Origin of the sequence: Sphingomonas daechungensis (assembly GCF_039543105.1) — a bacterium.
Taxonomy (GTDB): Bacteria; Pseudomonadota; Alphaproteobacteria; order Sphingomonadales; family Sphingomonadaceae; genus Sphingomicrobium; species Sphingomicrobium daechungense.
Genome location: NZ_BAABJC010000001.1, coordinates 2,886,992 through 2,912,608, shown reverse-complemented (window position 1 = coordinate 2,912,608; position 25,617 = coordinate 2,886,992). Strand labels below are relative to the sequence as shown.

General features: G+C 63.0%; 28 protein-coding genes. 15 read left to right on the top strand and 13 right to left on the bottom strand.

Annotated features, from left to right (window positions below; all coding sequences use genetic code 11):
* Positions 1-35 precede the first annotated feature (35 nt).
* Together ABD928_RS15065 and ABD928_RS15060 are read right to left on the bottom strand one after the other, a co-directional pair.
* Positions 36-527: a hypothetical protein gene (locus ABD928_RS15065; RefSeq protein WP_187713939.1), complete on the bottom strand. Its 492-nt coding sequence runs from the start codon at positions 525-527 to the stop codon at positions 36-38.
* A 49-nt stretch (positions 528-576) separates the two neighbouring features.
* Positions 577-2,184, bottom strand: a complete 1,608-nt coding sequence (locus ABD928_RS15060; protein WP_345170032.1) for a phosphoenolpyruvate carboxykinase — start codon at positions 2,182-2,184, stop codon at positions 577-579.
* 250 nt (positions 2,185-2,434) lie between these two features.
* On the opposite strand from ABD928_RS15060, the gene ABD928_RS15055 reads away from it, so the two are divergent.
* Genes ABD928_RS15055 through ABD928_RS15020 form a run of 8 tightly spaced genes read left to right on the top strand, consistent with a single transcriptional unit; the run spans position 2,435 to position 8,262 of the window.
* Positions 2,435-3,145: a response regulator transcription factor gene (locus ABD928_RS15055; protein ID WP_187713938.1), complete on the top strand. Its 711-nt coding sequence runs from the start codon at positions 2,435-2,437 to the stop codon at positions 3,143-3,145.
* Positions 3,138-4,676 (top strand): sensor histidine kinase, encoded by a 1,539-nt coding sequence (locus ABD928_RS15050; protein ID WP_345170029.1) that lies wholly within the window; start codon positions 3,138-3,140, stop codon positions 4,674-4,676. The genes ABD928_RS15055 and ABD928_RS15050 overlap by 8 nt, the downstream gene beginning before the upstream one ends.
* Positions 4,673-5,113, top strand: coding sequence for an HPr kinase/phosphorylase (locus tag ABD928_RS15045; RefSeq protein ID WP_187713937.1), 441 nt, complete (start codon positions 4,673-4,675; stop codon positions 5,111-5,113). The genes ABD928_RS15050 and ABD928_RS15045 overlap by 4 nt, the downstream gene beginning before the upstream one ends.
* A gap of 10 nt (positions 5,114-5,123) precedes the next feature.
* Positions 5,124-6,077: an RNase adapter RapZ gene (rapZ, locus tag ABD928_RS15040; RefSeq protein ID WP_223276134.1), complete on the top strand. Its 954-nt coding sequence runs from the start codon at positions 5,124-5,126 to the stop codon at positions 6,075-6,077.
* Positions 6,074-6,481: a PTS sugar transporter subunit IIA gene (locus ABD928_RS15035; protein WP_187713936.1), complete on the top strand. Its 408-nt coding sequence runs from the start codon at positions 6,074-6,076 to the stop codon at positions 6,479-6,481. The genes rapZ and ABD928_RS15035 overlap by 4 nt, the downstream gene beginning before the upstream one ends.
* Entirely contained in the window at positions 6,478-6,750 is a 273-nt protein-coding gene (locus ABD928_RS15030) for an HPr family phosphocarrier protein (RefSeq protein ID WP_187713935.1), read from the top strand. Before ABD928_RS15035 ends, ABD928_RS15030 begins: the two co-directional genes overlap by 4 nt.
* Positions 6,750-7,553 carry a TrmH family RNA methyltransferase gene (locus ABD928_RS15025; protein ID WP_345170027.1) on the top strand — a complete coding sequence of 268 codons (804 nt, stop codon included), beginning with the start codon at positions 6,750-6,752 and terminating at the stop codon, positions 7,551-7,553. Before ABD928_RS15030 ends, ABD928_RS15025 begins: the two co-directional genes overlap by 1 nt.
* 31 nt (positions 7,554-7,584) lie before the next feature.
* Positions 7,585-8,262, top strand: a complete 678-nt coding sequence (locus tag ABD928_RS15020) for an META domain-containing protein (protein WP_345170025.1) — start codon at positions 7,585-7,587, stop codon at positions 8,260-8,262.
* Position 8,263: 1 nt separating this feature from the next.
* Here ABD928_RS15020 and ABD928_RS15015 read toward each other — a convergent pair whose 3' ends face one another.
* Entirely contained in the window at positions 8,264-9,616 is a 1,353-nt protein-coding gene (locus ABD928_RS15015) for a DNA recombination protein RmuC (protein ID WP_187713933.1), read from the bottom strand.
* A 111-nt stretch (positions 9,617-9,727) separates the two neighbouring features.
* On the opposite strand from ABD928_RS15015, the gene ABD928_RS15010 reads away from it, so the two are divergent.
* Positions 9,728-10,129, top strand: coding sequence for a four-helix bundle copper-binding protein (locus ABD928_RS15010; protein ID WP_187713932.1), 402 nt, complete (start codon positions 9,728-9,730; stop codon positions 10,127-10,129).
* Here ABD928_RS15010 and def read toward each other — a convergent pair.
* Positions 10,126-10,653, bottom strand: a complete 528-nt coding sequence (def, locus tag ABD928_RS15005; protein ID WP_187713931.1) for a peptide deformylase — start codon at positions 10,651-10,653, stop codon at positions 10,126-10,128. The genes ABD928_RS15010 and def overlap by 4 nt on opposite strands.
* A 32-nt stretch (positions 10,654-10,685) precedes the next feature.
* Positions 10,686-11,282 (bottom strand): recombination mediator RecR, encoded by a 597-nt coding sequence (gene recR / locus ABD928_RS15000; protein ID WP_187715863.1) that lies wholly within the window; start codon positions 11,280-11,282, stop codon positions 10,686-10,688.
* A 50-nt stretch (positions 11,283-11,332) separates the two neighbouring features.
* Here recR and fmt point away from each other — a divergent pair, with 50 nt between their 5' ends.
* Both fmt and truA read left to right on the top strand, forming a co-directional pair.
* Positions 11,333-12,256 (top strand): methionyl-tRNA formyltransferase, encoded by a 924-nt coding sequence (gene fmt / locus ABD928_RS14995; protein WP_187713930.1) that lies wholly within the window; start codon positions 11,333-11,335, stop codon positions 12,254-12,256.
* Positions 12,253-12,993, top strand: coding sequence for a tRNA pseudouridine(38-40) synthase TruA (truA, locus tag ABD928_RS14990; RefSeq protein ID WP_345170019.1), 741 nt, complete (start codon positions 12,253-12,255; stop codon positions 12,991-12,993). The genes fmt and truA overlap by 4 nt, the downstream gene beginning before the upstream one ends.
* Positions 12,994-13,002: 9 nt before the next feature.
* Here the strand turns inward: truA and ABD928_RS14985 are convergent, their stop codons facing one another.
* Both ABD928_RS14985 and ABD928_RS14980 read right to left on the bottom strand, forming a co-directional pair.
* A complete protein-coding gene (locus ABD928_RS14985) occupies positions 13,003-14,223 on the bottom strand; it encodes a pyridoxal-dependent decarboxylase, exosortase A system-associated (protein ID WP_345170016.1) in 1,221 nt (406 codons plus the stop codon).
* Positions 14,220-15,701, bottom strand: a complete 1,482-nt coding sequence (locus tag ABD928_RS14980) for an acyl-CoA ligase (AMP-forming), exosortase A system-associated (protein WP_345170226.1) — start codon at positions 15,699-15,701, stop codon at positions 14,220-14,222. The genes ABD928_RS14985 and ABD928_RS14980 overlap by 4 nt, the downstream gene beginning before the upstream one ends.
* A gap of 91 nt (positions 15,702-15,792) precedes the next feature.
* Between ABD928_RS14980 and ABD928_RS14975 the strand changes: the two genes are divergently transcribed.
* Positions 15,793-16,080 (top strand): acyl carrier protein, encoded by a 288-nt coding sequence (locus ABD928_RS14975; RefSeq protein ID WP_223276133.1) that lies wholly within the window; start codon positions 15,793-15,795, stop codon positions 16,078-16,080.
* A gap of 3 nt (positions 16,081-16,083) precedes the next feature.
* Here the strand turns inward: ABD928_RS14975 and trxB are convergent, their stop codons facing one another.
* The 4 genes from trxB to tpiA form a co-directional block, all read right to left on the bottom strand.
* Positions 16,084-17,049 (bottom strand): thioredoxin-disulfide reductase, encoded by a 966-nt coding sequence (gene trxB, locus ABD928_RS14970; protein ID WP_187713928.1) that lies wholly within the window; start codon positions 17,047-17,049, stop codon positions 16,084-16,086.
* Positions 17,050-17,079: 30 nt separating this feature from the next.
* Positions 17,080-18,714 (bottom strand): CTP synthase, encoded by a 1,635-nt coding sequence (pyrG, locus tag ABD928_RS14965; RefSeq protein ID WP_345170013.1) that lies wholly within the window; start codon positions 18,712-18,714, stop codon positions 17,080-17,082.
* A 73-nt stretch (positions 18,715-18,787) separates the two neighbouring features.
* Entirely contained in the window at positions 18,788-19,153 is a 366-nt protein-coding gene (gene secG, locus ABD928_RS14960; protein ID WP_187713927.1) for a preprotein translocase subunit SecG, read from the bottom strand.
* Positions 19,154-19,220: 67 nt separating this feature from the next.
* The gene (gene tpiA / locus ABD928_RS14955) at positions 19,221-19,982 is read right to left on the bottom strand and encodes a triose-phosphate isomerase (RefSeq protein WP_345170010.1); all 762 of its coding nucleotides are present in this window, start codon (positions 19,980-19,982) and stop codon (positions 19,221-19,223) included.
* Between the two features lie 127 nt (positions 19,983-20,109).
* On the opposite strand from tpiA, the gene ABD928_RS14950 reads away from it, so the two are divergent.
* The 3 genes from ABD928_RS14950 (at position 20,110) to ABD928_RS14940 (ending at position 23,115) form a co-directional block, all read left to right on the top strand.
* Complete coding sequence (locus ABD928_RS14950; protein WP_345170008.1) at positions 20,110-22,044, top strand: peptidylprolyl isomerase; 1,935 nt, start codon at positions 20,110-20,112, stop codon at positions 22,042-22,044.
* 76 nt (positions 22,045-22,120) lie between these two features.
* Positions 22,121-22,768 carry a transcriptional repressor LexA gene (lexA, locus tag ABD928_RS14945; protein ID WP_345170006.1) on the top strand — a complete coding sequence of 216 codons (648 nt, stop codon included), beginning with the start codon at positions 22,121-22,123 and terminating at the stop codon, positions 22,766-22,768.
* Positions 22,768-23,115, top strand: a complete 348-nt coding sequence (locus ABD928_RS14940; protein WP_187713923.1) for a VOC family protein — start codon at positions 22,768-22,770, stop codon at positions 23,113-23,115. Before lexA ends, ABD928_RS14940 begins: the two co-directional genes overlap by 1 nt.
* A 1-nt stretch (position 23,116) precedes the next feature.
* Here ABD928_RS14940 and ABD928_RS14935 read toward each other — a convergent pair whose 3' ends face one another.
* Positions 23,117-23,389 carry a DUF4242 domain-containing protein gene (locus ABD928_RS14935; RefSeq protein WP_345170004.1) on the bottom strand — a complete coding sequence of 91 codons (273 nt, stop codon included), beginning with the start codon at positions 23,387-23,389 and terminating at the stop codon, positions 23,117-23,119.
* A gap of 52 nt (positions 23,390-23,441) precedes the next feature.
* The gene (locus ABD928_RS14930) at positions 23,442-25,565 is read right to left on the bottom strand and encodes a ComEC/Rec2 family competence protein (RefSeq protein WP_345170002.1); all 2,124 of its coding nucleotides are present in this window, start codon (positions 25,563-25,565) and stop codon (positions 23,442-23,444) included.
* Positions 25,566-25,617 lie beyond the last annotated feature (52 nt).

Below are 25,617 nucleotides of genomic sequence, written 5' to 3'. Positions count from 1 at the left end.
CCGATCTCCCGAACATGAAGTCCATCTCCCCCGATTTATATCCCACCACCATACGCAGAACTACGAATAACGGTAGGTGAACGGGGAATAGCCGCGAGGTCGGGCTCGACATGGTTTAGGCGCGCCTCGACGGAGAACAGGCGATCCCTGCTGTAAAAGCGCAGCGGCCAGTCTCTCCGGCCCATCTCGGACAGCAGCAGGCGGTTAACCAGCTTGTGCAGTGGTTCGCTTGCATCGGCGTCGCTCAGAAACAGGCGCACTCCCGCCAGGAAGCAGCGCGTGATGGTCTCGTGGTAGCCTTCAGTCTCGCTGTTCACGCCGCCCACGCTCTCGTTGAAGCGCCGGATGATGCCGGCCAATTTCGCGTCCAGATCGACGTCGGGCCGTTTCATTAGAAGGTAAGTCGTGGCGCCGAGATGGGCTTCGTGGGTCCATTCTTCGCGAGCGAGCGTGCAGGCGAGCAGGCCCTCGCCAAGATGCTCGAGCTCGGCATCGGCGGTGAAGAGTCGCGGTGAATATTCGGTCATTGGATCGGGTCCTTAAAATTCGGAGCCCGATCCTTGAATGACCGGGCAATTACGCGGCGGCGGGAACCTTGGGCGCAGCTTGTCGAACGCCCTCGTCCACTTGGTCCGCGAATTGAGCGAAGTTCTCAATGAACAGGTCGACGAGCTTGGACGCCGTGCGGTCGTACTCGTCCTTGTCCACCCACGTGCTGCGCGGATCGAGGATCGACGTATCCACTCCGGGAACCGACACCGGCACCTCGAATCCGAAATTCGGATCCTTGTGGAACTCGACAGTGTTGAGGCTGCCGTCGAGAGCTGCGTTTAGGAGCGCACGAGTCTCCTTGATGGGCATCCGCTTGCCAACGCCATACTTTCCACCAGTCCAGCCGGTGTTGACCAGCCAGCATTCCGCGCCGCCCTCGGCGATCCGCTTCTTGAGCAGATTGCCATAGACAGACGGCGGGCGCGGCATGAACGCGGCGCCGAAGCAGGTGCTGAAGGTCGCGGTCGGCTCGGTCACGCCGATCTCGGTCCCGGCAACCTTGGCGGTGTAGCCCGAAAGGAAGTGATACATCGCCTGGTCGGGCGTCAGCCGCGCAATCGGAGGCAGAACGCCGAACGCGTCGGCGGTTAAAAAGATGATGGTCGACGGCGGCGGGCCGAGATTCTTCTCGCTCGTGTTCGGGATGAACTCGATCGGATAGGCGCCGCGGGTGTTCTCGGTCTTGCTGGCGTCCGTGAAGTCCAGCTCGCGCGTTGCCTCGTCCATCGTCACGTTCTCGAGGATCGTGCCGAACATCTTGGTCGTCGCGTAAATCTCCGGCTCACCTTCGGCCGAAAGATTGATCATCTTCGCGTAGCAGCCGCCTTCGAAGTTGAAGACTGCGGTGTCCGACCAGCCATGCTCGTCGTCGCCGATCAAAGTTCGGCTCGCGTCGGCCGAAAGCGTGGTCTTGCCGGTACCCGAAAGGCCAAAGAAGATCGCGCTCTTGCCGTCGGCGCCGATGTTGGCCGAGCAGTGCATCGGCATCACACCTTCCGCCGGCAGCAGGAAGTTCAGGAGGCCGAACACCCCCTTCTTCATTTCGCCCGAATATTCGGTGTTGCCGATCAGGATCATTTTCTCGGTCAGGTTGACCGCAATCACGGTATCGCTGCGGCTGCCGTGACGTGCCGGATCCGCCTTGAAGCTCGGCAGGTTGATGATCGTGTATTCGGGCGTGAAGCCCGCCAACTCGTCGGCCTTCGGACGTACCAGCAAGGTGCGGATGAACAGGTTGTGCCACGCCATCTGCGTAACCACACGGACGTTAACGCGATATTCCGGCTGGCTGCCGCCGAAGAGATCCGCGACGTAGAGCTCGTCCTGCTCCTTCAGAGCGGCCATGAAGTCGGCCTTCAGGTTTGCCCAATGCTCAACCGTCATTGGCTGGTTGATGGAGCCCCAGTTGATCGTGTCTTCAGTCGTTGCGTCGCGGACGACGAATTTGTCCTTCACGCTCCGGCCGGTAAACTTGCCGGTATCGACCAGCAGTGCGCCGTCCTTCGTCAGCCGGCCCTCGCCACGCTGCACGGCAGCTTCCACCAGGGGCGCGGTCAACAGGTTCCAGTGGAGCGTCGCACCAGTCTCAATGCCCTGGTCGTCTAGCCCGAACTGCGGCACCCGATCGGTCACGTAAAATCCCCTTCGTTTCAATAAATTAAGCGGCGACGACCGGTCTGGCCTGCCGCCGCATACGTATGCGTTGGCGGCCTATAACCCCAAGAAACTTACTGCGTCAAAGCGGATGACCGGTCTTGTGTCAGCCCGACACAATGTAACCGGTTCCAGTAAGCGATTGAAAAGTCAGGCCCAACGCTCTGTCGGAAACTGACGGTGCGCGGACCGCTTGTTTAAGCGGATTCGCCTATCTATCCGTGCCCCGATGAGCCACGAGATCGCGCTGGTCGATGACGACCGCAACATCCTGACTTCCGTCTCGATCGCGCTGCAGGCGGAAGGCTTCGTGACTCGGGTCTACACCGACCCCACCGCCGCGCTGAAAGCTTTCGCCGAAAAGGAACCAGACCTCGGCGTCTTCGACATCAAGATGCCGCACATGGACGGGATGGAGCTGCTGCGTCGCCTGCGCGAGTTCAGCACTGTTCCAGTCATCTTCCTGACGTCGAAGGACGATGAACTGGACGAGGCCCTTGGACTCGCGATGGGTGCCGATGATTATATCGCCAAGCCCTTTTCCCAGCGTCTCCTGATCGCCCGCATCCGCGCCATTCTGCGCCGGCAGGAGCTCGCCAAGGGCCTTGCGAGCGACAGTGCGGACGAGCCAGAGCCCGTCCTTCTCGACCGAGGTCGCCTCGTCATGGATCCAGCCCGTCACAAGGTGTTGTGGGGCGGCCGCGACGTGACCCTGACGGTCACCGAGTTTCTCATCCTGGAGGCGCTGGCCCAACGTCCGGGCGTCGTGAAGACGCGCAACCAGCTGCTCGACATCGCCTATCATGACGACGTCTTTGTCGACGACCGCACCATCGACAGCCACATCAAGCGCATGCGCCGGAAATTCCGAGCCGTGGATCCGGAGTTCGATGCCATCGAGACTCTCTATGGCGTAGGTTACAAATTCCAGGATGAATAACCGGCGCCCGATCTGGTTCGGCCAGCTGCCGCTGACCCGCCGCATCCTGGCGGTAAACCTGCTGACGATCGTCCTGCTGGCGCTCGGCGTCCTCTACCTGGATGCCTTTCGCAATCAGTTGAGCGAAGAGCGCCTCAACCTGATTTCGCGAGAGGCGGGCATGGTCGCCGGAGTCCTCGCCGCGACGCCGGAACAGGCACAAGATTCGGTCCTAACCTCCCTCGCCCGTTCTACCGGTAGCCGGATTCGCGTCTACGGCCCTGACGGTTCGCTGCAGGCCGACAGCTGGAACGTCACCGGCCCGACCTACACGCTGAGGGACCCGACCCTGCAGAAGTGGAACAAGGATGCAGCGCGAGCGCTCGACCGCGGCTTCAATGCCTTGGTCGGAGCATCGCCTCTCGACGATTTCATCGAACCCACGGACGATAGGGTCGAGGTGTGGTCCGAAGCCGTCCATGCGCGCGAGACGAAGCAGGCGGTCACCAAGGTCCGCAACGCGCCTGACCTGACCCCCGTTTTCTCGGCGGCCGCTCCGGTCGGCGATCGCACCGTGCTGCTGACGACCAACGATCGGGATTTCACCCGCATCGTACGAAGCCAGCGTCGGTCGCTGTTCGCCGCGATGGCCTTCGCGACCCTGCTTTCCGTCCTGCTCTCGCTGTTCCTGGCAAGGACCATCGTCCGTCCGCTGCGCAGGCTGGCCTTGGCGGCCCATCGCGTTCGTCTCGGCCGGGCGCGAGAGGTGAAGGTCCCTCGTTTGCCGTCCCGAATTGACGAAATCGGCCTTCTGGCCCGCGCAGTTTCCGACATGAGCCAGTCACTCCGCCACCGCATGGACAATATCGAGCACTTCGCGGCCGACGTGACTCATGAGCTGAAAAACCCGCTGGCGTCACTGCGGTCGGCGCTGGACGGCCTCGAGCGGGTCGATGACCCGGAGCTGAAGGCGAAGTTGCTGATGGTCGCCAAGGACGACGTCGTGCGCCTCGACAGGCTGATCGGGGACATCAGCGAAGCGGCGCGGACCGATGCCGAGTTGGCTCGAGCCCGCTTCGAGCCGGTCGATCTCGGTCCTGTCATCGAGCAACTCGTCAATTCGTGGGAGCACCGCCGCGAAAAGGGCGACGCGCGCATCGCCTTTGCTCGGCCGCGAAAGTCCAGCGCTGTCGTGCTGGGTGACGTCAATCGCCTGGTCCGGGCCATCGACAACATCATCGACAATGCAATCAGTTTCTCCCCCCCGGGTGGACTCGTGGAGATTGCGGCCACGCATGTCGGCGACGAAATCCGGATCCGCATCGATGACGAAGGCCCAGGCGTCCCTGAAGACGCGCGGGAAGCCATTTTTAACCGATTCCACTCAGTAAGACCCGAAGAGGAACATTTCGGACGGCATACCGGGCTTGGTCTCGCCATCGCCCGGGCGATCGTCGAAGGCCACGACGGGGAAATTGACGTGCAAGACCGCGATGACGCACCTTCCGGCGCCCGCTTCACCATTCGCCTGCCGGCGGCAGAGGTAGAATGAGCAGCCGCCTCCTGTCGTCGGAGACGGTCCACGCCAGCACAGTCGCGCTGGAAGGCCGAGCGGTGCTGATCTCCGGTCCGTCCGGATCGGGAAAGTCCGATCTCGCACTCCGCCTGCTCGACCGTGGCTTCATGCTTGTCAGCGATGACCAGACCATCGTCCGCCGCGATGGCGAACACCTGCTCGCCAGCGCCCCGCCGACGATCAAGGGCAAGCTCGAGATTCGCGGCATTGGCATCGTGGACATGGAAACGATCGGCGATGTCCCGATCGCGCTTTACGTCGAGCTGACTAGCGAGATCATGCGATTGCCCGACGATCGGCGCGAGCGACCCGTCCTTGGCGTGAACGTTCCGCTGGTGAGCGTTGACGCCCAGACAGCGTCGGCCGCCTCGAAAGTTGCGCTGGCCCTCGACCGCCTCGGACTGAAGTTCTAACAAGGCGACGGTGCCTACCCGCCAGAGTTCCCCGCCCCGTCTTCTTCTCGTCACCGGCATGTCGGGTGCCGGCAAGTCCAGCGTGCTCGACGCGCTCGAGGACATGGGCTGGGATTGCGTCGACAACCTTCCCGTTTCGCTTCTCGACAATTTCGTGCGCGGCGGCCGAGCGTCCGATGTTCGAGTAGGGCCGGCGGCGGTCGGCATGGACGTCCGCAGCCGAGGCTTCGATGCGGCCGCTTTGCCGGGGCTGATCCGCTCAATTCAGGGCGTGCGCGGGGAGATCCTCTATCTCGACTGCGCCGGAAACGAGCTGATGCGGCGTTACAATGAGACGCGCCGGCGTCACCCTCTCGCTGCCGACCGGCCTGCAGAAGACGGGATCGCCCGCGAGCGCGACATGACTGCTCCGCTGCGAAGCGCGGCCGATGCGATCATCGACACCACCGACCTGACCCCGACCGAACTGCGCGACGAGCTCCGCCGCCGTTATCCTAGCGACAGCGACGAGCCGGTGCTGACGATTGTTTCATTCGGATACGCTCGCGGCGTCTCGCGCACCGCAGACCTGATGTTCGACATGCGGTTTCTGGATAATCCTCACTGGGTGGAGGAGCTTAGACCGCTGACCGGCATCGACCAGCCCATTCGCGAATACCTGGAAAAGGACTCCGCCTGGACGCTGGCACTGGACCAACTGGAAGCGCTTCTCACCGACTGGATTCCCCGCTACTGGGCGGCCGGCAAAAGCTATGTGACCGTGGCTTTCGGCTGCACCGGTGGACGGCACCGGTCGGTCGCGGCCGCGGAGGAGATGTCCGAACGGTTGCGAAAGGCGGGATTTTCGCCAAATGTCCGCCATCGTGACCTTGCCTCACAGCCGAGCGATACGATCGAGGAAGATCCGGGGCGCGCCGCAGCCGATGTATCCGGCGGCGATTCTGGAAGTGGGTTGAACGAATGATTGGATTGGTACTGGTGACCCACGGCCGCCTGGCGGCTGAATTCGTGGTCGCCATGGAGCATGTCGTAGGGCCGCAGGAGGCGATCGAAGCCATCTGCATCGGTCCCGATGATGACATGGAAGCGCGGCGGCAGGACATCGCCAATGCGATTGCCAACGTCGATCGAGGCAAGGGCGTGATCATCCTCACCGATCTGTTCGGCGGCACACCGTCCAACCTCGCCATCTCTCTGATGAAAAGCGAGAATGTCGAGGTGATCGCTGGCGTGAACCTGCCGATGCTCATTCGCCTGGAAGGCGCACGCAAGGTCATGGGCGTTCACGCGGCCGTTGCGGCTGCTCGAGAGGCCGGACGAAAGTACATCTCGGTCGCGTCCGAGATCCTCGGGGAAGCCGCCGCTTGAGCGCGCTACAGCGCGAGGTTCAGGTTACCAACCAGCGCGGGCTCCATGCGAGGGCGAGTGCTAAATTCGTCAATCTTGCCAGTGGCCTGGATGCGACCGTTGAGGTCGAAAAGGATGGCAACAAGGTCTGCGGCACGTCGATCATGGGACTGATGATGCTTGGCGCAGCCAAGGGCGACTCGATCACGATCTACGTTTCCGGTGAAAATGCCGAGGATGCTCTCGAGAAGCTTGCTGCTTTAGTCGTGGAGCGGTTCGGGGAAGAATAATGCCCCGCGAGATCACCGCCTTCTCCAATACGACCGTCAAAAGGCTCCGCTCCCTTCGGGACAAGAAGGCCCGGAAGGAAGAAGGCCTGTTCCTGGCCGAGGGTCTCCGGATCATCGCCGAGGCGCGGGACAGCGGCCGTTTGCCCGAGATCATCATGTTCTCCCCGGAGGGCGCGCGGCATCCGCTTGCGTCCGAGATCATTGCCGCCACCGAGGCCGCCGGGGGCGACGCTGTCCAGACCACGCCGGACATCCTGTCGAAGACGTCGGGCAAGGACAATCCGCAGATGCTGGTCGCGGCCTACAAGCAGCCTGCAACAGACCTCAGCAGCATCGATCGCACGCGCGCGCCCTTGTGGTTCGTCGCTCAAGCGCTTCGTGATCCAGGGAACATCGGGACGATCCTGAGGACCGGCGACGCAGTGGGTGCAGGCGGCCTCATTCTCGTCGACGACAGCGCGGACCCTTACTCCGTGGAAGCCGCGCGCGCTTCGATGGGCGCAATCTTCACGCAGCAGGTTGCGAAAGCACCGTGGAGCGATTTCCTGGCGTGGCTTCGCTCGGGCGAAGGGCAGCTTGTCGGCACCAGCCTCAACACGGACCAGGATTACCTCAGCGTCACCTATCTGCCGCCTACATTCCTGCTGATCGGCAATGAACAGCAGGGTCTGCCGCAATCGTATGAGGAAGCCTGCGACGTCCTGGTCAAAATTCCGATGGCGGGCCGGGCCGATAGCCTGAATGCTGCGATCGCGGCTGCGGTCATGGCCTTTCAGGTTACGGCAAGCTGGCGGGCTTCATGAGGTACTTCGTCTGAAATTGGAGGTCCAAGTCATGAAAGCGTTCCTGGCCCTACCTGTCGCGCTGTTGCTCAACGCCTGCATGACCTATCCACCACCGTCGACAGCGCCCTATCGCGCAATCGGAACCGAGCCATTTTGGTCGCTGGTCATCGACGATAGGGACGTCACCTTCATTCCCGCTGGAGGGGAACCGATCCGTCAGCCGCGGCCGCCCGCAATCGTCGGGATCGCCGGCGAAATCTACCAGACGCCGCGCATCCACGTGAACATCGTCCACGCCAGTTGCAGCGACGGCATGTCGGACAAGATTTATAGCGATAAGGTTCAGGTCGATGTCGACGGCAAACGATTCAACGGATGCGGAGGAGATCCCGTGGCTCCAGCGACTCTTGCCGGAACCAACTGGCGCGTGGAGTCGGTCAACGGCCGCCCCACACCACAGCAGGGTGATTACTTCGTTCAGTTCGATGCAGACCGTGTCAGCGCCAAGTTCGGGTGCAACAGCATGAGCGGCGGCTATTCCGTCGGCGGCGACACCCTGAACGTCGGCGCGATGGCCATGACGCGGAAGTTCTGTCCTGAGCCCGCCATGAGCTTCGAGAACCAGGGAGCGAAGATCCTCGGACAGCCTGTGACGATGAAGCCGAACGGCGATCGGCTCACGCTCAGCAATTCCGCAGGGACAATCGAGCTCCGTCAGACCTTCTAAGTCATTCGGCAGCGATCTGCGGCGGGCCTTCGCTCTCGCTGAGTCCGAGTTCCTCATCCGCGTAGCGCGGGAGCGCCTCGACGGGCATCAGCACATCGATGTCTCGCCGGCCCGGTTCGATATTGAGCTCACGAAACTTGCGCGCCGTAACTAGCGACCGCGTCTCAAAGCTCGCGACGAAGCTGTTGTAATTGTTCACCGCCGACGACAGGCCGCTGCCGACTTTGCGAAGATCGTCGGCCGCTTTGGCGAGCCGTTCGTAGAGCTCCTTCCCAAGCTCACCGATCTGCCGGGCTTCCTTGGCAAGCTTCTCCTGCCGCCAGACCGCAGCCACGGTGCGCGCGATCGCAATCAGATTGGTCGGCGTTGCGAGAAGCACTTTCTTGTCGAAGGCAAAATCCCAAAGGTTCGGATCCTGCTCGAGCGCTGCCGTTAGGAAATGCTCGCCCGGAATGAACATCACGACATAGTCCGGCGCATCCTCGAACTGTGCCCAGTACGCCTTTGCGCCCAAGGTGTTCACGTGGGCGCGGATCGCGGAGGCATGTGCCGTCAGGTGCGTCGCTCGATCGGCCTCGTCGACGGCGCCGAAGGCGTCCTGGTAATCGTTCAGGGAAACCTTGGCATCGATCACCAGCGATTGCCCGCCAGGCACGCGAACCACGACGTCAGGGCGCAACCGCTGCCCATCCCCGTCGATGACACTCACCTCGGTTGCGAAGTCGCAATGCTCGGACAGGCCGCAGCTTTCGAGCACGTTGCGGAGTTGCTGTTCACCCCAGCGCCCGCGTGCTTTAGGCGCATTGCGAAGTGCGTTCACAAGCTTGGCCGCCTCTGCAGATACGCGCTCAGTCCCGGTGCGCATCGCATCGATCTGCCCTGAAAGAAGTCCGAAGGCGTCGCGGCGTTCGGCTTCTACCTTCTGTACGGTCGTCTCATAACGTTCCAGGCGATCGTGAACCGGCTGAAGCAATGCCTTGATGTTAGCGCCGCTATTCTCCTCGGATTGCCGGAACCGCTGATCGGCGCGCTTCAGGAATGTCTCCTGCGCCTCGGCGAGTAGCTTGTTGCTGATCTCGGCAAACTGGCTCGACAACGCCTCCTTGGCCTCGATCAGTTCCTTGATACGGGCTTCGAAACCCTTCTCTCGTTCCACCTGTGATGCTTCGAGGGCAGCCAGCTTCGTCACCGCCTCGCGATTGGCATCGCGTTCCCGCGCGACCTCATTGAGTTGCAGGCGCAGGCTGTCGACCGTTTGCTTCGCGCCGGCTCCGTCTCGGCTGCCAAGCAACCAGCCTAGCAACGCTCCAACGGCGAGAGCGATAATGACGAAGGCGATGACGGTTCCACTCATGTCCGCACCCTCCCAGGAACAGAACGGGAACCTTAGAGCGATTTCATTTCAGCGACAATAGGAACCGCGCTACGCACTACTGGTTCTCCACAGGAATCTAGGGAGTCCTGAATGTCCATCCGCAAGATGATCTCGCTGCACCCCGACGTGCATGGCCATGTGAACCAGCCGCTCGGCGATGCCGTCCACCACCTGATGTACTGCGCGAAAATGTGTCTCAGCTGCGCCGACGCCTGCGCGGCCGAGAAGATGGACATGACGCAGTGCATCCGCACCTGCATGGACTGCGCAGACATCTGCGACGCCGCCTGCCGCGTCGGGCTACGCCGCACCGGCTCGAATGAACAGGTTCTCCGCGAAGTCCTCGAACTCTGCGCCCGCGTTTGCGACGCATGTGCGGCGGAGTGCGAGAAGCACGATCATGAGCATTGCCGGCTCTGCGCGCAAATCTGCCGGGAATGCGCCGAGGATTGCAGGAATGCAGCGGCGTCGGTGACGCCGGCGATGGCCTAGGCTGCCACCTTCCGCTGCTTGGCGAGCTTGTTGAGGATCATGTTGCGCTTCAAGCGGGACAGATGGTCGATGAACAGCACCCCGTTGAGATGGTCCATCTCATGCTGGAGGCAAACCGCCAGCATCCCGTCGATGTCCTCTTCGCGGACCTTGCCGTCGAGATCCAACCAACGCGCGCGAATGCGATCGGGCCGGTCGACCTCGGCGAACTGGTCCGGCACCGACAGGCAGCCCTCGGTATACGGCACGTCCTGGTCGGAGGTGGTCAGGATTTCCGGATTGATGAACACGCGCGGGTCCTTGACCGGCTCTCCGCCCTCTTCTTCCGGCTCCTGAAGATCGATCACCAGCACGCGCAGCGGCACGCCGACCTGGATCGCCGCAAGGCCAATGCCGGGCGCATCGTACATCGTCTCGAACATGTCGGCGACGAGGGTGCGCAGCTCTTCGTCCACGCCTTCAACAGGTTTGGAGATCTCGCGCAGGCGCGGGTCGGGAACTTCAACGATCGGTCGGATGGCCATGCGGGTCAATTTAGTCTTTCAGCCCAGTCGCTTCAAGCAACCGGCCGACGAGCACGAAGCGCCTGCGCGAGCGTGCCCTCGTCGAGATAATCCAGCTCCCCTCCCACAGGGAGGCCGTGAGCGAGCTGCGTGAGGCGGATTGGGAACTTTTCGAGCCGCTCAGCGAGGTAATGCGCCGTGGTTTGGCCCTCCAGGGTGGCGTTCATGGCGAGGACGACCTCCTCAATGCCGCCCGACGCCACGCGCTGGATGAGGCTGTCGATCGCCAGATCATCGGGCCGAACGCCCTCCAGCGCTGAAAGCCGGCCGCCAAGCACATGATATCGCCCGGGAAACAGCCGCGAGCGATCGAGCGCCCAGAGGTCGGCAACTTCCTCCACGATGCAGAGACTCTTCTCGTCCCGGCGCGGATCGCGGCAAATACCGCAGGGGTCCGACGTATCGACGTTCCCGCACACAGAGCAGGTCGAAAGCTTCTCCGAGACTCGCTGCAGGGCCGACAGCAGCGGCTCCAGTGCGGTCTGACGCTTTTTCATGAGGTGCAGCACGGCACGACGTGCCGAACGGGGTCCGAGCCCCGGCAGCCGTGCCAGCGCGCCTGAAAGCGCCTCAATCTCCTCGGAAGCCATTACGGCGCTGAGGTAGGCAAAGTCCCCGCCTTCCGCCATAGGGCGCGGCAATGCGGATCATCTTCATGGGATCGCCGGACTTTGCCGTTCCAGCACTAAACGCGCTGGTCGAGGCAGGTCACGAGGTCATTGCTGTCTATTGCCAGCCTCCGCGGCCTGCCGGACGCGGAAAGGCCGACCGGAAGACCGCCGTCCATGAGCGAGCCGAGCAGCTCGGGCTGGAAGTCCGGACACCAAGAACCCTTCGGAACGAGGAAGAGCAGGCTCGCTTCACCGCCCTGGACGCAGACCTGGCAGTCGTCGCCGCTTACGGTCTGATTTTGCCCAAGCCGATCCTCGACGCACCGAAGATGGGCTGCGTGAACATCCATGCTTCGCTCCTCCCCCGCTGGCGCGGCGCGGCGCCGATCCAGCGTGCAATCCTTGCCGGTGACAAAGAGACTGGCATCACGCTTATGCAAATGGACGAAGGCCTGGATACCGGTCCAATATTGCTAGACTGGCCTCTCGAAATCGACGGGAAAACAGCAGGACAGGTTACCGAAGAATTGGCATTACTTGGTGGACAGGCACTCTGGCGGTGGCTTGCCGAACCGGCACGCTACCCGCCAAGGCCACAACCCGAGGACGGCGCCACATACGCTTCAAAGCTCGATAAATCTGAGGCGCAGCTTGATTTCACGCGGGATGCGGACGCCGTCGAACGACAAGTGCGGGCGTTTAACCCACCCGGCGCTTGGTTCGAGTTCTTGGGCGAGCGGATCAAGGTCCTTCTAGCAGAAGTCGTTCCCGGCGGTGGTCCCTCGGGCGTGGTTGCGGACGATCATCTAAAAATCGCCTGCGCAGAGCGGGCGGTTCGGCCGCTGATCGTTCAGCGCGCTGGTCGAACTAGAATGAATCCCGACGAACTTCTCCGTGGGTTTCCGATTCCCAAAGGCTCACGGCTTAATCAAGAAGAGCCTGGCAACTCGTGACGCGATGGAAGCTGACGGTCGAGTATGACGGCCAACCCTTCATGGGCTGGCAGCGGCAGGATCATGGCCCGTCGGTCCAGCAGTCTCTGGAAGAGGCCATCCAGAGCATGACCGGAGAGCTTACAGCCGTGCATGCGGCAGGGCGCACGGATGCCGGTGTTCACGCGCTGGCCATGGCCGCCCACGTTGATATCGAGAAGCCGCTGACGGAGCACCGCTTGCGGGAGGGAATTAACGCTCTGATCCGGCCTCATCCGATCTCGGTCATTGCGGTGGAGGACGTCGCGGATGACTGGCACGCGCGGTTCTCATGCCTTGGCCGCAAGTATCTGTATCGCATACTGAATCGCCGCGCTCCGCCGGCTTTGGATCGCGGCCGCGTTTGGCACATCGCAGTTCCATTGGACGCGGAGGCGATGGCTGAAGGTGCAGCTTTTCTGATCGGCCGGCACGACTTCACGACATTCCGATCCGCGCATTGCCAGTCCGATAGTCCGGTGAAAACGCTCGACCATTTGACCGTGGCCAGGACGGGCGAGGAAATTCACATCGAGGCGGCTGCACGAAGCTTCCTGCATCACCAGGTACGCTCGATGGTGGGATGCCTGGCGCTCGTTGGACGAGGCCAGTGGCAGCCTTCCGACGTCAAGCGAGCGCTGGAAGCCCGCGATCGCGCGGAATTGGGACTGAACGCGCCTCCTGACGGGCTCTATTTCGTCGAAGCCAAGTACGGCTAGGAGCGAAACTCAAACGAGGATTTCTCTGGCTCGCTGCTGGCCGAGAAAATCCTGCGGACTGGCGGTCAAGCCGTAGGCGCCTGCACAGAATATGGCGATAACGTCTCCGGCCTCGGCCCGGGGCAACTCGACGCTGTCGGCGAGGAGATCGAGCGGGGTGCACAGGCAGCCTGTGATCGTCACCTCCTCATCTGGCTCAGCCCCAAAGCGGTTGGCAATCGCGACCGGATAGTTTCGGCGAAGGAGCTGGCCAAAATTGCCAGACGCGGCGAGCATGTGGTGAAGGCCGCCATCGGTGACCAGGAACGTCTCGCCGCGGCTTTCCTTCCGGTCGACGATGCGCGTGAGATAGACCCCTGCCTCGCCCACGAGCCAGCGGCCGAGCTCAATAGCGAACTTGGTGCTTTCGAGGGTTTTTCCACGCTCTTGCAATACATTGGAAAGCGTCGTTCCAATCGCTTCGAGGTCGAGCGGCTGATCCCCGCCAAAATACGGAATGCCGAACCCGCCGCCGAGATTAACCTCGGGCGGCGGGGCTCCGGCCTGATCAGCAATCTCCGCCGCCAGAGCGATTGTCGCAGCCTGCGCTTCGATCAGCGCTTCCGCGTGAAGGGACTGGCTACCGGCGAAGATGTGGAGGCCGCGCCAATCCGCGCCTGCTTCGATCAAACGGCGGATGAGCGCCGGCGCACGGTCGTGGTCAACGCCAAACTGGCTCACCGACCCGCCCATCTTCATCCCCGCGCCCTTGAGCGCAAAGGGCGGGTTCACTCGCACCGCAAGTTTGGGAGGCCTGTTTCCCAGCGCCGAAATGGCCAGCGCTCTCTCTGCCTCCCCCTCGCTTTCGAGATTGATCGTGACGCCGGCGCCGATCGCGGCTTCCAGCTGCTGATCGGTCTTGCCCGGCCCCGCGAAGCTAATTGGGAGGCCGAGATGAGCGACGCATCCGAGCTCCCCCGCCGAAGCAACGTCGAACCCGTCCACCTTCTCCGCAATCCATGGCAGCAACGGAGCATACGGGTTTGCTTTCACGGCATAATGCAGGGCGACACCAGGCGGCATTGCTGCCCGGAAGCGATCAATCTGCCGTCCGACCAAGGACTTGTCGTAAACGAACAGAGGCGTGCCGCCCGCATCGGCAATCAAGTCATCGAACGTGCGCCCACCGATCAGGAGACGCCCCTCACCATCGGCGCCAAAGCCTGGCGGAATAGGCCCCATCGGCTTCATGCGTGTTCCTTCACCAATGCCGCCCGATCGACCTTGCCATTAGGCGAAATGGGAAGTGCATCGACCCAGACGATGTCCCTGGGCTGCATGTAGGCAGGAAGCTCCCTGGCGAAGTAAGCTCTCAGCCGGTCTTCGGCGCTCTCCCCGTCGGCAACTGCGATCAACCTGACCGCCTGGCCCAGACGCTCGTCTTTCACCCCAAGTGCAATGACGTCCCGAACTGCGCCGCTTGAGAGCGCCGCTTCCTCGATCTCGGTCGGACTCAGTCGATTGCCACTCACCTTGATCATCGCGTCGTCTCGGCCACGGAAGCGGATCAGGCCGTCTTCAGCCCTCACCGCGCGATCGCCGGACCAGACTGCGGTCCCTCCATATCGAGAGGACGCGGGCGCCGGCTTGAATCGTTCAGCCGATTTCTCCTGGTCCTGCCAATAGCCTTGCGCGACCAGGGGCCCAGCATGAACCAGTTCGCCTTCCCTCCCCGGCAGAGCTTCACTTCCATCGGAGGCGACGATCATGACTTCCGCGAAGGGAATGGCCTTTCCCACGCTGTCCGGGTGCGCATCCGCGAGGGAGGGATCGAGGCTCGTCGAACGAAAGGCCTCCGTCAGACCGTACATGAGATGGACCGACGCGGCCGGAAAGAGCGAGCGGAGCTTGCGAAAGACGGTCTCGGGCAGATGCCCGCCGCTATTCGTCAGGGTTCGAAGCGTCGCACCCTGGCCTTTCGACCAATCAGCCTCCGCAAGCTGAATCCAAAGCGGGGGAACGCCTGCCAGCACGGTGACGTCATGACGCCCGACTGCTCGGGCGACGTCCTTTGGCAGGAGGTAGTCGAACGCGATCGCTTGTCCCCCCGCAGCCCATGTCGAAAGCAGTTGGTTCTGGCCGTAATCGAAGGCCAGCGGGAGCACGGCGAGAGTGCGATCACCTGGCCCAAGTCCGAGGTAATGCGCGACGCTGATTGCACCGAGCCACAGGTTGGCGTGACTCAGCATGACACCCTTGGGCTTGCCGGTGGACCCAGATGTATAGAGCAGAGCAGCCAAATCCTCGGGATCTCGCGTCGACGGACCGAGGGCCTCGCTGGACGCATTCCAATGCTCGAGGACTAATAGCTCCACGCCAGAACGGTCGCCGTCCTCCAGGGACGCCAATCGGGCCTCGTTTGCAATCAGCAGTTTCGCGCCGCTGTCCGACAAGATGTGCCGGGCCTGCGCGCGCTTGAGCACGGGGTTGATTGGAACATGCACAAGGCCGGCGCGCGCTGCGGCGAGCGGAAGGATGCAGGCCAGCTTGGTCTTTCCCATCCAGCTCGCCACGCGGTCGCCTGCACTGAGCCCCCTCGAGAGCAGCGTGGAGGCTGTCCGTCCAACCTCCTCCTCCAAATCGGCGTAAGTCAGCGTTTCCGTTCCCGCGGTAAGCGCAGGCGCATCCGGAGCGCCGCGAATGACCAGGTGATCGAGCGGAAAAGGCATTGGATCCGGTGTCACTCAGTCGTCATCGCCGGGAGAGGGGCGCGAGGCAATGATGTTGCCGTAACAACGACCATGGATTAGGGGCGCGAGGGTGTTGAACAAGGTCGAAAAAGCGCCCGACGAGATCATCGCCGAGGTGACGCTGCGGGAACTGCTGTCGCAGGTGCTCGGTCTCGCGGAATCCCAGGTGAGCGGGTTTGCAGACAGCACCGCTCTGTTCGGATCGCTTCCCGAATTCGATTCCATGGCAGTCGCGAATTTTCTGACCGCGCTCGAGGAGCGGCTGGGCGTCCTGATCGAAGACGACGACGTCGATGCCGAGGACTTTGCGAGCTTTGGTAGCCTTCTGGCTTTCGTGGAGCGGCTTCAGAGCCGCTAAGGCCTACTCGGCGGCCATCGCCTCGAATTCCTGCGCCGCCAGATACTTCTCCGCATCCAGGGCGGCCATGCAGCCCGTTCCGGCCGCGGTCACGGCCTGGCGGTAAATCTTGTCCATGACGTCGCCGCAGGCGAACACGCCCGGGATGCTGGTGCGGGTCGAGCCAATTTCGACGTCGAGATAGCCGTCGCTGTCGAGCTTGAGCTGGCCGTCGAACAATTCGGTCGCCGGCTTGTGGCCGATGGCGACGAATGCGCCTTCCACATCGATGCGCGAGACTTCGCCGGTCAGGCGGTTCTTGATGTCGAGGCCGATCAGCGCTTCGGGCTCGCCGCCGCCCACGAACTCGGTGACTTCCGAATCCCAGATGATCTTGATGTGCGGATTGGCGAACAGCCGGTCGTGCAGGATCTTCTCGGCGCGAAGGCTGTCGCGGCGGTGGATCAGAGTGACGTCGTGGCTGTGATTGGTGAGGTAAAGCGCTTCCTCGACCGCGGTGTTGCCGCCGCCGATGACCGCGACGCGCTTGCCGCGATAGAAGAAGCCGTCGCAGGTCGCGCAAGCTGACGCGCCCCTGCCCTTCATATGCTCTTCCGACGGAAGATTGAGCCACTTGGCCTGGGCACCGGTGGCGATGATGAGCGTGTCCGCGAAATATTGCGTGCCGCTATCGCCAGTCAGCCGAATCGGGCGGCTCTTCAGGTCCACTGCGGAGATGTGGTCCCACACCATGCGGGTGCCGACATGCTCCGCCTGCGCCTGCATTTCTTCCATCAGCCACGGGCCCTGGATGACGTCGCGGAAGCCGGGATAATTCTCGACATCGGTCGTCGTGGTGAGTTGGCCGCCGGGCTGAATGCCCTGGATGACGATCGGGGAAAGGCCTGCGCGCGCGGCGTAGATGGCGGCGGTAAGGCCGGCCGGACCGGAGCCGAGAATCGCAACGCGGGTGGACATGGTGTTGGTCATTTCGAAGCCCGATTTAGTGCCTAACCTGAATTAAACCAGACGCGACTGCTTGAGCGCGGCCTCGATGAAGCCGGCGAAGAGCGGATGCGGTTCGAACGGCCGGCTTTTCAGCTCCGGATGGAACTGGACGCCGATGAACCAGGGGTGGTCCGGACGCTCCACGATCTCCGGGAGACGACCGTCCGGGGACATTCCGGAGAAGACGAGACCGCCCTTCTCCAGCGCATCCTTGTAGTGGCTGTTCACCTCATAGCGGTGGCGGTGGCGCTCGCTAATCTCGTCCTGCCCGTAGATGCCGCGAACGACACTGTTGCCATCCAGCTTGGCCGGATAGGCTCCGAGCCGCATCGTCCCGCCAAGGTCGCCACCTTCCGCTCGAGCCTGAAGGCCCTCCTTGCTCATCCACTCTGTGATGAGGCCGACAACGGGTTCGGGAGTCTCACCGAACTCGGTGGTCGAAGCTTCTGCAATGCCGGCCGTGTTCCGGGCGCCTTCGATGCAGGCCATTTGCATGCCGAGGCAGATGCCGAAGAACGGAACGTTGCGCTCGCGGGCAAACTGCACCGACGCGATCTTGCCCTCGCTTCCGCGTTCACCGAACCCCCCCGGGACCAGGATGCCGTGAAGAGGTTCCAGCTCAGCAGCGAGATTGGCGTCCGGATGCTCGAACATTTCCGCGTCGAGCCAGCGGATGTGGACCTTGGCGCGATTGGCGATTCCGCCGTGGACGAGCGCCTCGTTGAGGCTCTTGTAGGCGTCGGGAAGGCCGACGTATTTGCCGACGACACCGATGGTGACCTCGCCCTCGTGGTTGTCGAGCCGGTCCATGATATCGTCCCAGCGGGACAGGTCGGGCGGCGGCGCATCGTCGATGCGAAAGGCCTTCAGGACTTCATCGTCCAGACCTTCCTTGTGGTACTGCAACGGCACATCGTAGATCGACCGGGCGTCGAGCGCCTGGATGACCGCCGATGCCGGCACGTTGCAAAACAGAGCAATCTTGGCCCGCTCGCTCTCGGGAATCGGCTTCTCTGTGCGACAGAGCAGGACGTCGGGTGCAACGCCGAGGCTGGAGATCTCCCGCACGGAATGCTGGGTCGGCTTGGTCTTCAGCTCGCCTGCGGCCTTGATCCACGGCACCAGCGTCGTGTGCACGCTGACCGTCTGGTCGCGGCCGAGGTCGTTGCGGAGCTGGCGGAGCGCTTCGATGAATGGCAGGCTTTCGATGTCGCCCACCGTCCCGCCGATCTCGCAGATGACGAAGTCGACATCGTCGGTATCGGCGAGCGCGAACTCCTTGATGGCGTTCGTGACGTGCGGAATGACCTGCACCGTCGCGCCGAGGTAGTCGCCGCGCCGTTCCTTCGCGATGATGTCGCGGTAGATGCGCCCGGTCGTGATATTGTCCGACTGCCGGGACGACACGCCTGTGAAACGCTCGTAGTGACCGAGGTCGAGATCGGTCTCGGCCCCATCGTCGGTCACGAAGACCTCGCCATGCTGATACGGCGACATCGTCCCCGGATCGACGTTCAGATAGGGGTCGAACTTCCGGATGCGGACCTTGAAGCCACGTGCCTGAAGCAATGCCCCGAGAGAGGCTGAGAGGAGACCCTTACCAAGCGATGAGACCACGCCGCCGGTGACAAATATGAACCGCGCCATGGGAGTTGGGGCTTAGGGGTGAAACGCCGCGACGCGCAACCCGGCCAGCGAAAAAAAAACTGTTCGTAGCTCGCTATTGAGCGAGCGGAACCGCCGGCTCGGCCTGGTTCGACGTCGGAGCGCCCGGCTGCTGCTGCGGCGTTGCGGGCGCAGTCGCCGGCGCGGGTGCAGGAGCGACCTGGTTGGCAAGCGAAGTGTCGACCTTGGTCGGCTCACGCGTCGTACCGGCGATCGCGGCCAACACGATCGATAGAACGATAAAGAGACCGCCGAGGATCGCAGTCGAGCGCGTCAGGAAGTCGGCTGCGCCGCGAGCGGTCATGAAGCCGGACGAGCTGCCTCCAACGCCAAGCCCACCGCCTTCCGAGCGCTGCATCAGGATGACGCCGACCAGCGAAGCGGCGACGAGCGTCTGAACGATCAGAAGGAACTTGAACATTTCGGCCTTTCAGGAGGATGCCGCGGGCATCTAGCGGTCGCTCCGCGGAGTTTCAATGCTTGAGCGGTCAGGCCGCGGAAGCGGCCTGGACGATGGGCAGGAATTTCTCCGTCGTCAGGCTGGCGCCGCCGACTAGCGCGCCATCGACATCATCCACCGCGAAGATCTCCGCGGCGTTAGAGGCGTTGACCGACCCTCCATAGAGAATGCGAATTTCGTTCCCGGCATCTCCATACGCGGCAACCAGCCGATCGCGCAGCGCCGAATGCATTTCGCCGATGTCGGCGGATGAAGCGACCTTCCCAGTCCCGATGGCCCAGATCGGCTCGTAGGCAATCGCAAACTGTCTCGGGATAGCGGCCGCGGCCTCCTCGGCGTGAGGGAGCGACTCATCAAGCTGAGCCTGCACCGTTCCGACGGCCTGCCCTGCCTCCCTGACGCCCAGGCTTTCACCGATGCAGAGGATTACGTCCAACCCGGCGGCAAGCGCGGCCTCGGCCTTCCGCCGCACTTCCTCGTTCGATTCATGCTGGCCCTCGCGCCGTTCCGAATGGCCGACAATCGTCAGCTTTGCCCCAGCATCGAGCAGCATCGCAGCAGAGATACACCCCGTGTGCGCACCCTTGTCCGCCCAGTGCACGTCCTGTCCGCCAATCGGGAGGATACTCTCGGACCGCGCGGCCCGCTCGATAAGGGTCGCAGGCAAGCAAAGGGCAGCATCGACGTTCGATACAGAAGCCGACCCGGCCGCGATGCTGTGAATCTCTCCCAAGTCGGAAGACACGCCGTGCATCTTCCAATTTCCAACCACATATTTCCGACGCGTCATTTGCTGCCCCCGACCTCGAGAAGCGACGGCACTACCCTTCGTCACCGATTGTTGGAAGCGGGCGCTTGATGGCCCGGAAAGCGCGACCTAAAGCGGCGGCTTCACATCGGCCTCGCGCGGAGCCTCAATGCTTGCTTCCTTCCGCCGACTGTCAAAATCGACCGTCGGAACTGCCATCATGGGCATCATCCTGATCCTGATCCTCGTCGGGTTCGCGATGGGCGATATCCAGAGCGTGATCTCGGGCGGCGGCTTCCGGGGAAGCAGCGATACCCTGGTGAAGATCGGATCGAAGACGGTCACCGACCGTGACATGAGCCGGGCGATGGAGCGCCGCCTGTCGCAGGCGAGACAGCAGAATCCGTCCGCTGATTATGCTAGCATCGCGGCCGACTGGGACCCTCTCCTGAATGCAGTCATCGACGCAAGGACGGTCGAGGCGTTCGCGCACAAGTTCGGGTCCGTTCTGTCGAAGCGTCTCGTCGACGCGCAAATCGCGAACATTCCCGGAGCCAAAGGCTTGGGAGGCAAGTTCACCGACGCATCGTACCAGAACTTCCTGCGCGAACAGCGGATGACCGATGAGGAAGTCCGCATGATCGTCAGCAGCGGCCTTCTCCAGCAGCTGATCATCGCGCCGGTCGTCGTGAACGCGAAGGCGCCGGTCGGCATGGCGACGCCCTATGCGTCGATCCTCCTGGAAGGCCGCTCGGGCGAAGTGGCATTCGTCCCAACTGCGGCGTTCCGCCAGGGTCTCAATCCGACCAGCGCGGACATCGATCGCTATTACGCCGCCAACCAGCGGCGCTACATGGTCCCAGAACAAAGAGTGCTCAGAATCGCGAAGATCGGTCCGGAGCAAGTAACGAACGTCCAGCCGAGCGACAAAGAGATCGACGACTATTACAAGGCCAACGGCGCAACTTACGGATCCAAGGAGACGCGTGTCATCACGCAAGCCGTCGCGCCGGATCAGGCGACGGCCAACGCTATCGTCCAGCGAATCCGCGGCGGGCAGACGTTCGCTGCGGCGGCCGCGCCTGCAGGTTTCACTCCCGAAGACATCTCCGTCGGCCCCCAGACCAAGGAGCAGTTCACGGCCACCGCCGGAGCCAATGTCGCCGGGGCGGCATTCGCTGCTGCGGAAGGCGCGACGATCGGCCCGATCCAGACCGCGAACGGCTGGAACGTGGTGAGGATCGACAAGATCGAGCGTGAAGGCGGCAAGTCGCTGGCGGCAGCTCGTCCGGAGATTGTCCAGAAGCTGGTCGCCGACAAGCGCAAGGAAGCGATCGAGGCGATCGTCGACAAGGTTCAGGACGCCCTTGATGGTGGCGCGAGTTTCCCCGAGGCCGCCGCTGCTGGCAAGCTGACCCCGATCGAGACCCCGCCGCTGACTGCGTCGGGAACGTCGCCGGCCAATGCGGCTTACAAGTTCCCTGCAGATCTCGCGCCCGCGCTCAAGTCCGGTTTCGAGCTTGGTGAGGGCGATGAACCCGTCGTGGATTCGCTTCCGAATGACGGCGGCTATGTCCTGGTCGCGCCGGCGCGGGTTATTCCGGCTGCCCCGGCCCCGCTGGCGAGCATTCGCGATCGCGTAACCCAAGACTGGATCGCCAGCCAGGCATCGCAACGGGCGCAGCAGCTCGCCCAGTCCATTGCTTCAAAGGTCGGCAAGGGCTCGCTCGCAGACGCATCGAAGGGCGCTCCGGTGGCCGTGAAGGTCGAGCCGGTGAATGCGCGGCGCATCCAGCTGAGCCAGTTCCAGGGCCAGGTCCCGCCTCCCCTGGCGATGCTTTTCATCCTCGGTGAAGGCAAATCGCGGTTGGTCGCCGGCGGTCAGGGCGAAGGCTTCTACGTCGTCAAGGTGGACAAGATCATTCCCGGGAATGCGTTGAACCAGCCCGCGCTCATCGGACGTACCCAGCAGGAAATGCAGCAAGCGCTGGCGGAGGAGTATGGCGCGCAGTTCACCAACGCCATGCGCCAGACGGTTGGCGTGAAGCGGAACGAGAAGGCAATCACCGCGTCGAAAGCACGGATCACGAGCACCGGTAGCTAAAGTCTGCGGTCGTATTGACGGCTAACATTTTGTTGCCTACACGTTCCCTGTCTGTTCCAGGGGGATTGGCCGCGCGATGCTAACTGCCAAGCAGCACGAACTGCTCCGCTTCATCAACACCCGTCTCAACGACTCCGGCGTTTCGCCGAGTTTCGACGAGATGCGGGAAGCTCTCGACCTCAAGTCCAAGTCGGGCGTCCATCGTCTGATTTCGGCTCTTGAGGAGCGTGGGTTCATCCGCCGCCTGCCCAATCGGGCGCGAGCCTTGGAAGTCTTGAAGCTTCCGGAGTCGTCGGCCCCTGCCGCGCCCGCTCCACGCCCGGTCGTGCCTGCAGCAGCCAACGACACGATTGAAATCCCTCTGCACGGCCGCATCGCCGCCGGCACGCCGATCGAAGCCCTCCAGGGAACGGAGGGTTTTGCGGTTCCCGCAGCACTCCTCGGCCCGGGCGAACATTACGCGCTTGAAGTTTCAGGGGATTCGATGATCGAGGAAGGCATCCTCGACGGCGACTTCGCACTGATCCGGAAAGCCGATACGGCCCGCGACGGAGAGATCGTGGTGGCGCTGATCGACAATGAGGAGGCGACGTTGAAGACGTATCGACGCGAAGGTCAAACCATTCGCCTGGATCCGGCCAACGCGCGCTACGAGCCGCAGCGCTACAATGAGAGCCGGGTCAGCATTCAGGGGCGGCTCGCTGGCCTCATTCGGCGCTACTGATGTCGGCGGCGCGGATTGACTACGTCGAATTGCCGAGCGCAACGGCTTACGAGCTTACGCGCGGCTTCTACGCCAAGGCCTTCGGCTGGGCGTTCACCGACTACGGCCCGGATTACTCCGCCACGACCACCGGTGACGTGGACGTCGGCCTGAACGGTCAGCCCGAAGAAGCCTTGTCCGCGCCCTTGCCCGTCATTCGTGTCGACGATCTCGAAGCCGCATTCGATGCAGTATCGAAAGCCGGTGGCGTTATCGCCAAGCCCATTTTCGCCTTTCCGGGCGGTCGCCGGTTCCATTTCATCGATCCGTCGGGAAGCGAACTCGCCGTCTGGCAGACCGCGGATTAGCCTATTCAGCGGTGGTCGGGTCGATGACGTTGCGAACCTCGCTGATCTTGTTGGCAGGGAAGCCGCCGCGCTCGGCATGCTCGCGAATGATTTCCTCGTTGGGCGCGCGATAGATGCAGTAGATTTTGTCGTCGGTGACGTAGCTATGCACCCACTGGATTTCTGGCCCGAGTTCTCGAAGGACCGAGCAACTGGTCTGGGACGCCCCCTTGAGATCGCTTTGCCCTAGCGAACCGACGCCGGGCATATCACGCTCGATCACGTATTGCGGCATATCACGTCTCCAATTCCGCGACGCTCGACGATAGCCGAGTTCGCAAGGAGCGTCACTCGGCCCAGGGGTGATCACCGACGCGCTGGGACACCGTCTCGACACGGGGCTGGTCATCAAGGAAGATGGCCAATCCACCCGTTTCAACAAGCGACTTTCGGTCGAACTTAAGCCACTGCGGCGTGCAGCTTTTCGGAAGCCAACGATCCGACACGACGATATCGGCCTCTGCGCAAGCGTCCGTGAGAGCTTTCCAGTCGATGCTGTTCGCCGATCTCGTTGCCAGCAGGCGGTAGTTCCGCGCCCCGGCCTTCAGGACGGCCACGCAGGAATCGCGCGAGCAGGACCCGATCGATGATTCTGCGAGCAGTCCGGGCTCGTCGTCGAACCCCGATGCCTCGCTCACCAGATCGCGCATGAAATCGCCGGACCGATCGCGAAGCATCATCGGCGTTCCATCCGGGGCGACGATCGCCAGATGCCGACCGTCGCCGGTGATCAGCACATCCGGCGATGGCGCAACGGCAGCGGCGGCAGCCCCGACCGCGACGGGAACCAATCCGAGCAAACGCACACGAGCGGTCGTCCAGAGGAAGAACCAGAGGCCACCGAGGACCATGGAAGCGAAGGCCCAGGCAGGCATGGAGGGCAAAGTCGCAACCGCGCCCTTCGCACCGGCGACGGTGTGAGCGATCGATAGCAAAACCGCGAGCGCCTTGTCCGACGCCCACCAGAAAGGCGTTCCAAGGCCGATAGGGTCCAGAACGAGAGCCGCGGCCTCCACCGGCATGATAACGAACGTCGTCAGCGGGATCGCGACGAGATTTGCGGCGACACCGAAGAGCCCGGCCTTGTGAAAGTGGTACAAGGCCAGCGGCGTCAACGCGACTTCGACGACCAGGCCGGTGAGGATCATGCCGACGAGGGTCCGCCCGGCCTTGGCGAACGGACCTTCGTCGCGGCGCATCAGGAGGTTCTGTCCCCAGCCGGAAGAGTGCAACGCGATGATCGCAGTCACAGCCGCGAAGCTGAACTGGAAGCTCGGGCCTGCCAGGGCTTCAGGCCGGAAAATGAGGACGGCCAAGGCGCCGACGGCAACGAGCCGCAGGCTGATCGCCTCTCGGCCGAGGGCAATTCCGCCAAGGACCAGCAAGGCAGCGACGCAGCTTCGCACTGTCGGAACCTGTGCGCCTGTCAGGAGGGTGTAGCCGATTCCCGCCGCGGCAGCCGCCGCAGCCGAAACCAGGACGAGATTGAACCGGAGAGCGACCCGCTCGCTGAGCGCGAGCAGCTTCAGTGCCAGAAACATCACCGCCCCGACGACGGCGGCAATGTGCAGCCCGCTGACCGAGAGCAAATGCGCAAGGCCGCTCCGCCGCATCGCGTCCGCGTCCTCCTCCGAAACAGCATTCTGGTCGCCGGTGACAAGCGCAGTGGCGATTGTCCCGGACGGCCCCGGAAGCCGCTCGCGGATATGGCGATCGAGGCGATCACGGAGCGAATCGAGCCAGCCAGGCTCGGCGGATTGCAGCACTTCGACTGGGCTCAGCGCCCTGCCAACAGCTCCCAAGCCCTTGAACCACCCATCCCGCGCAAAGTCGTGAGTGCCGGGCAACGCCATGGGCGGCGGCGGCGCTAGGCGGGCCTTGAGGGCAATCTTGGCGCCAGCTGCGATGCCGGGCGGAGCTCCATCGGCCTTCAGCGACACCCGCACGAGCGGCGGCAGCTTCTCGTCGAGAGGAGATACCGTCAGGCGTATGTCGCCCTTGGCCGGAAGCTGCTCGACCTGGGTTATCACGGCCTCGAACGTCACGACTTTCGGGCGATCGAGCCGAGGTGCGGCGACCCATTCGGAGCGCAGCCAGATGAGTCCGCAGCCAATTGCGGCGGCGAGACCAACCCAACCCACAGCCCGTTCCAACCGACCGGTGCCGAATGAGAAGCCGGCAACCGCCGCGCCGGCTCCAAGGCAAATGACTGCGAGCCACTCTCTCGGCCCATTCAGCGCAATCCAGAAGGCGATGCCCATGCCGAAGCTGGCGACCAGCCATAACGGCAGCTGGCCGCGTTCGCGCTCGAGGAAGCGCTCAACCTCCTCGCGCGACGCGGAAAAACGCGCCTTCCAATAGCCCCGAGCATGCTGTGGAAGATGCGCACTCCCTATGTTAGGGGCGCCCATCCGTTGCATTGCACAATGGACCAAAGAGGAAAGCGCGAGCGAGCGCAAGCGG

What these genes read in the sequence shown, in the direction of transcription:
- ABD928_RS14940 (WP_187713923.1), top strand. Translation starts at nt 22,768, where the DNA reads ATGTCGGCGGCGCGGATTGACTACGTCGAATTGCCGAGCGCAACGGCT.
- ABD928_RS14935 (WP_345170004.1), bottom strand. Translation starts at nt 23,389, where the DNA reads ATGCCGCAATACGTGATCGAGCGTGATATGCCCGGCGTCGGTTCGCTA.
- recR (WP_187715863.1), bottom strand. Translation starts at nt 11,282, where the DNA reads ATGGCTTCCGAGGAGATTGAGGCGCTTTCAGGCGCGCTGGCACGGCTG.
- ABD928_RS15050 (WP_345170029.1), top strand. Translation starts at nt 3,138, where the DNA reads ATGAATAACCGGCGCCCGATCTGGTTCGGCCAGCTGCCGCTGACCCGC.
- ABD928_RS14980 (WP_345170226.1), bottom strand. Translation starts at nt 15,701, where the DNA reads ATGCCTTTTCCGCTCGATCACCTGGTCATTCGCGGCGCTCCGGATGCG.
- ABD928_RS15045 (WP_187713937.1), top strand. Translation starts at nt 4,673, where the DNA reads ATGAGCAGCCGCCTCCTGTCGTCGGAGACGGTCCACGCCAGCACAGTC.
- ABD928_RS14985 (WP_345170016.1), bottom strand. Translation starts at nt 14,223, where the DNA reads ATGAAGCCGATGGGGCCTATTCCGCCAGGCTTTGGCGCCGATGGTGAG.
- pyrG (WP_345170013.1), bottom strand. Translation starts at nt 18,714, where the DNA reads ATGGCGCGGTTCATATTTGTCACCGGCGGCGTGGTCTCATCGCTTGGT.
- tpiA (WP_345170010.1), bottom strand. Translation starts at nt 19,982, where the DNA reads ATGACGCGTCGGAAATATGTGGTTGGAAATTGGAAGATGCACGGCGTG.
- lexA (WP_345170006.1), top strand. Translation starts at nt 22,121, where the DNA reads ATGCTAACTGCCAAGCAGCACGAACTGCTCCGCTTCATCAACACCCGT.
- ABD928_RS15025 (WP_345170027.1), top strand. Translation starts at nt 6,750, where the DNA reads ATGCCCCGCGAGATCACCGCCTTCTCCAATACGACCGTCAAAAGGCTC.
- ABD928_RS15055 (WP_187713938.1), top strand. Translation starts at nt 2,435, where the DNA reads ATGAGCCACGAGATCGCGCTGGTCGATGACGACCGCAACATCCTGACT.
- trxB (WP_187713928.1), bottom strand. Translation starts at nt 17,049, where the DNA reads ATGACCAACACCATGTCCACCCGCGTTGCGATTCTCGGCTCCGGTCCG.
- ABD928_RS14930 (WP_345170002.1), bottom strand. Translation starts at nt 25,565, where the DNA reads ATGGGCGCCCCTAACATAGGGAGTGCGCATCTTCCACAGCATGCTCGG.
- ABD928_RS15010 (WP_187713932.1), top strand. Translation starts at nt 9,728, where the DNA reads ATGTCCATCCGCAAGATGATCTCGCTGCACCCCGACGTGCATGGCCAT.
- ABD928_RS14950 (WP_345170008.1), top strand. Translation starts at nt 20,110, where the DNA reads ATGCTTGCTTCCTTCCGCCGACTGTCAAAATCGACCGTCGGAACTGCC.
- ABD928_RS15065 (WP_187713939.1), bottom strand. Translation starts at nt 527, where the DNA reads ATGACCGAATATTCACCGCGACTCTTCACCGCCGATGCCGAGCTCGAG.
- secG (WP_187713927.1), bottom strand. Translation starts at nt 19,153, where the DNA reads ATGTTCAAGTTCCTTCTGATCGTTCAGACGCTCGTCGCCGCTTCGCTG.
- fmt (WP_187713930.1), top strand. Translation starts at nt 11,333, where the DNA reads ATGCGGATCATCTTCATGGGATCGCCGGACTTTGCCGTTCCAGCACTA.
- ABD928_RS15035 (WP_187713936.1), top strand. Translation starts at nt 6,074, where the DNA reads ATGATTGGATTGGTACTGGTGACCCACGGCCGCCTGGCGGCTGAATTC.
- ABD928_RS15015 (WP_187713933.1), bottom strand. Translation starts at nt 9,616, where the DNA reads ATGAGTGGAACCGTCATCGCCTTCGTCATTATCGCTCTCGCCGTTGGA.
- def (WP_187713931.1), bottom strand. Translation starts at nt 10,653, where the DNA reads ATGGCCATCCGACCGATCGTTGAAGTTCCCGACCCGCGCCTGCGCGAG.
- ABD928_RS15020 (WP_345170025.1), top strand. Translation starts at nt 7,585, where the DNA reads ATGAAAGCGTTCCTGGCCCTACCTGTCGCGCTGTTGCTCAACGCCTGC.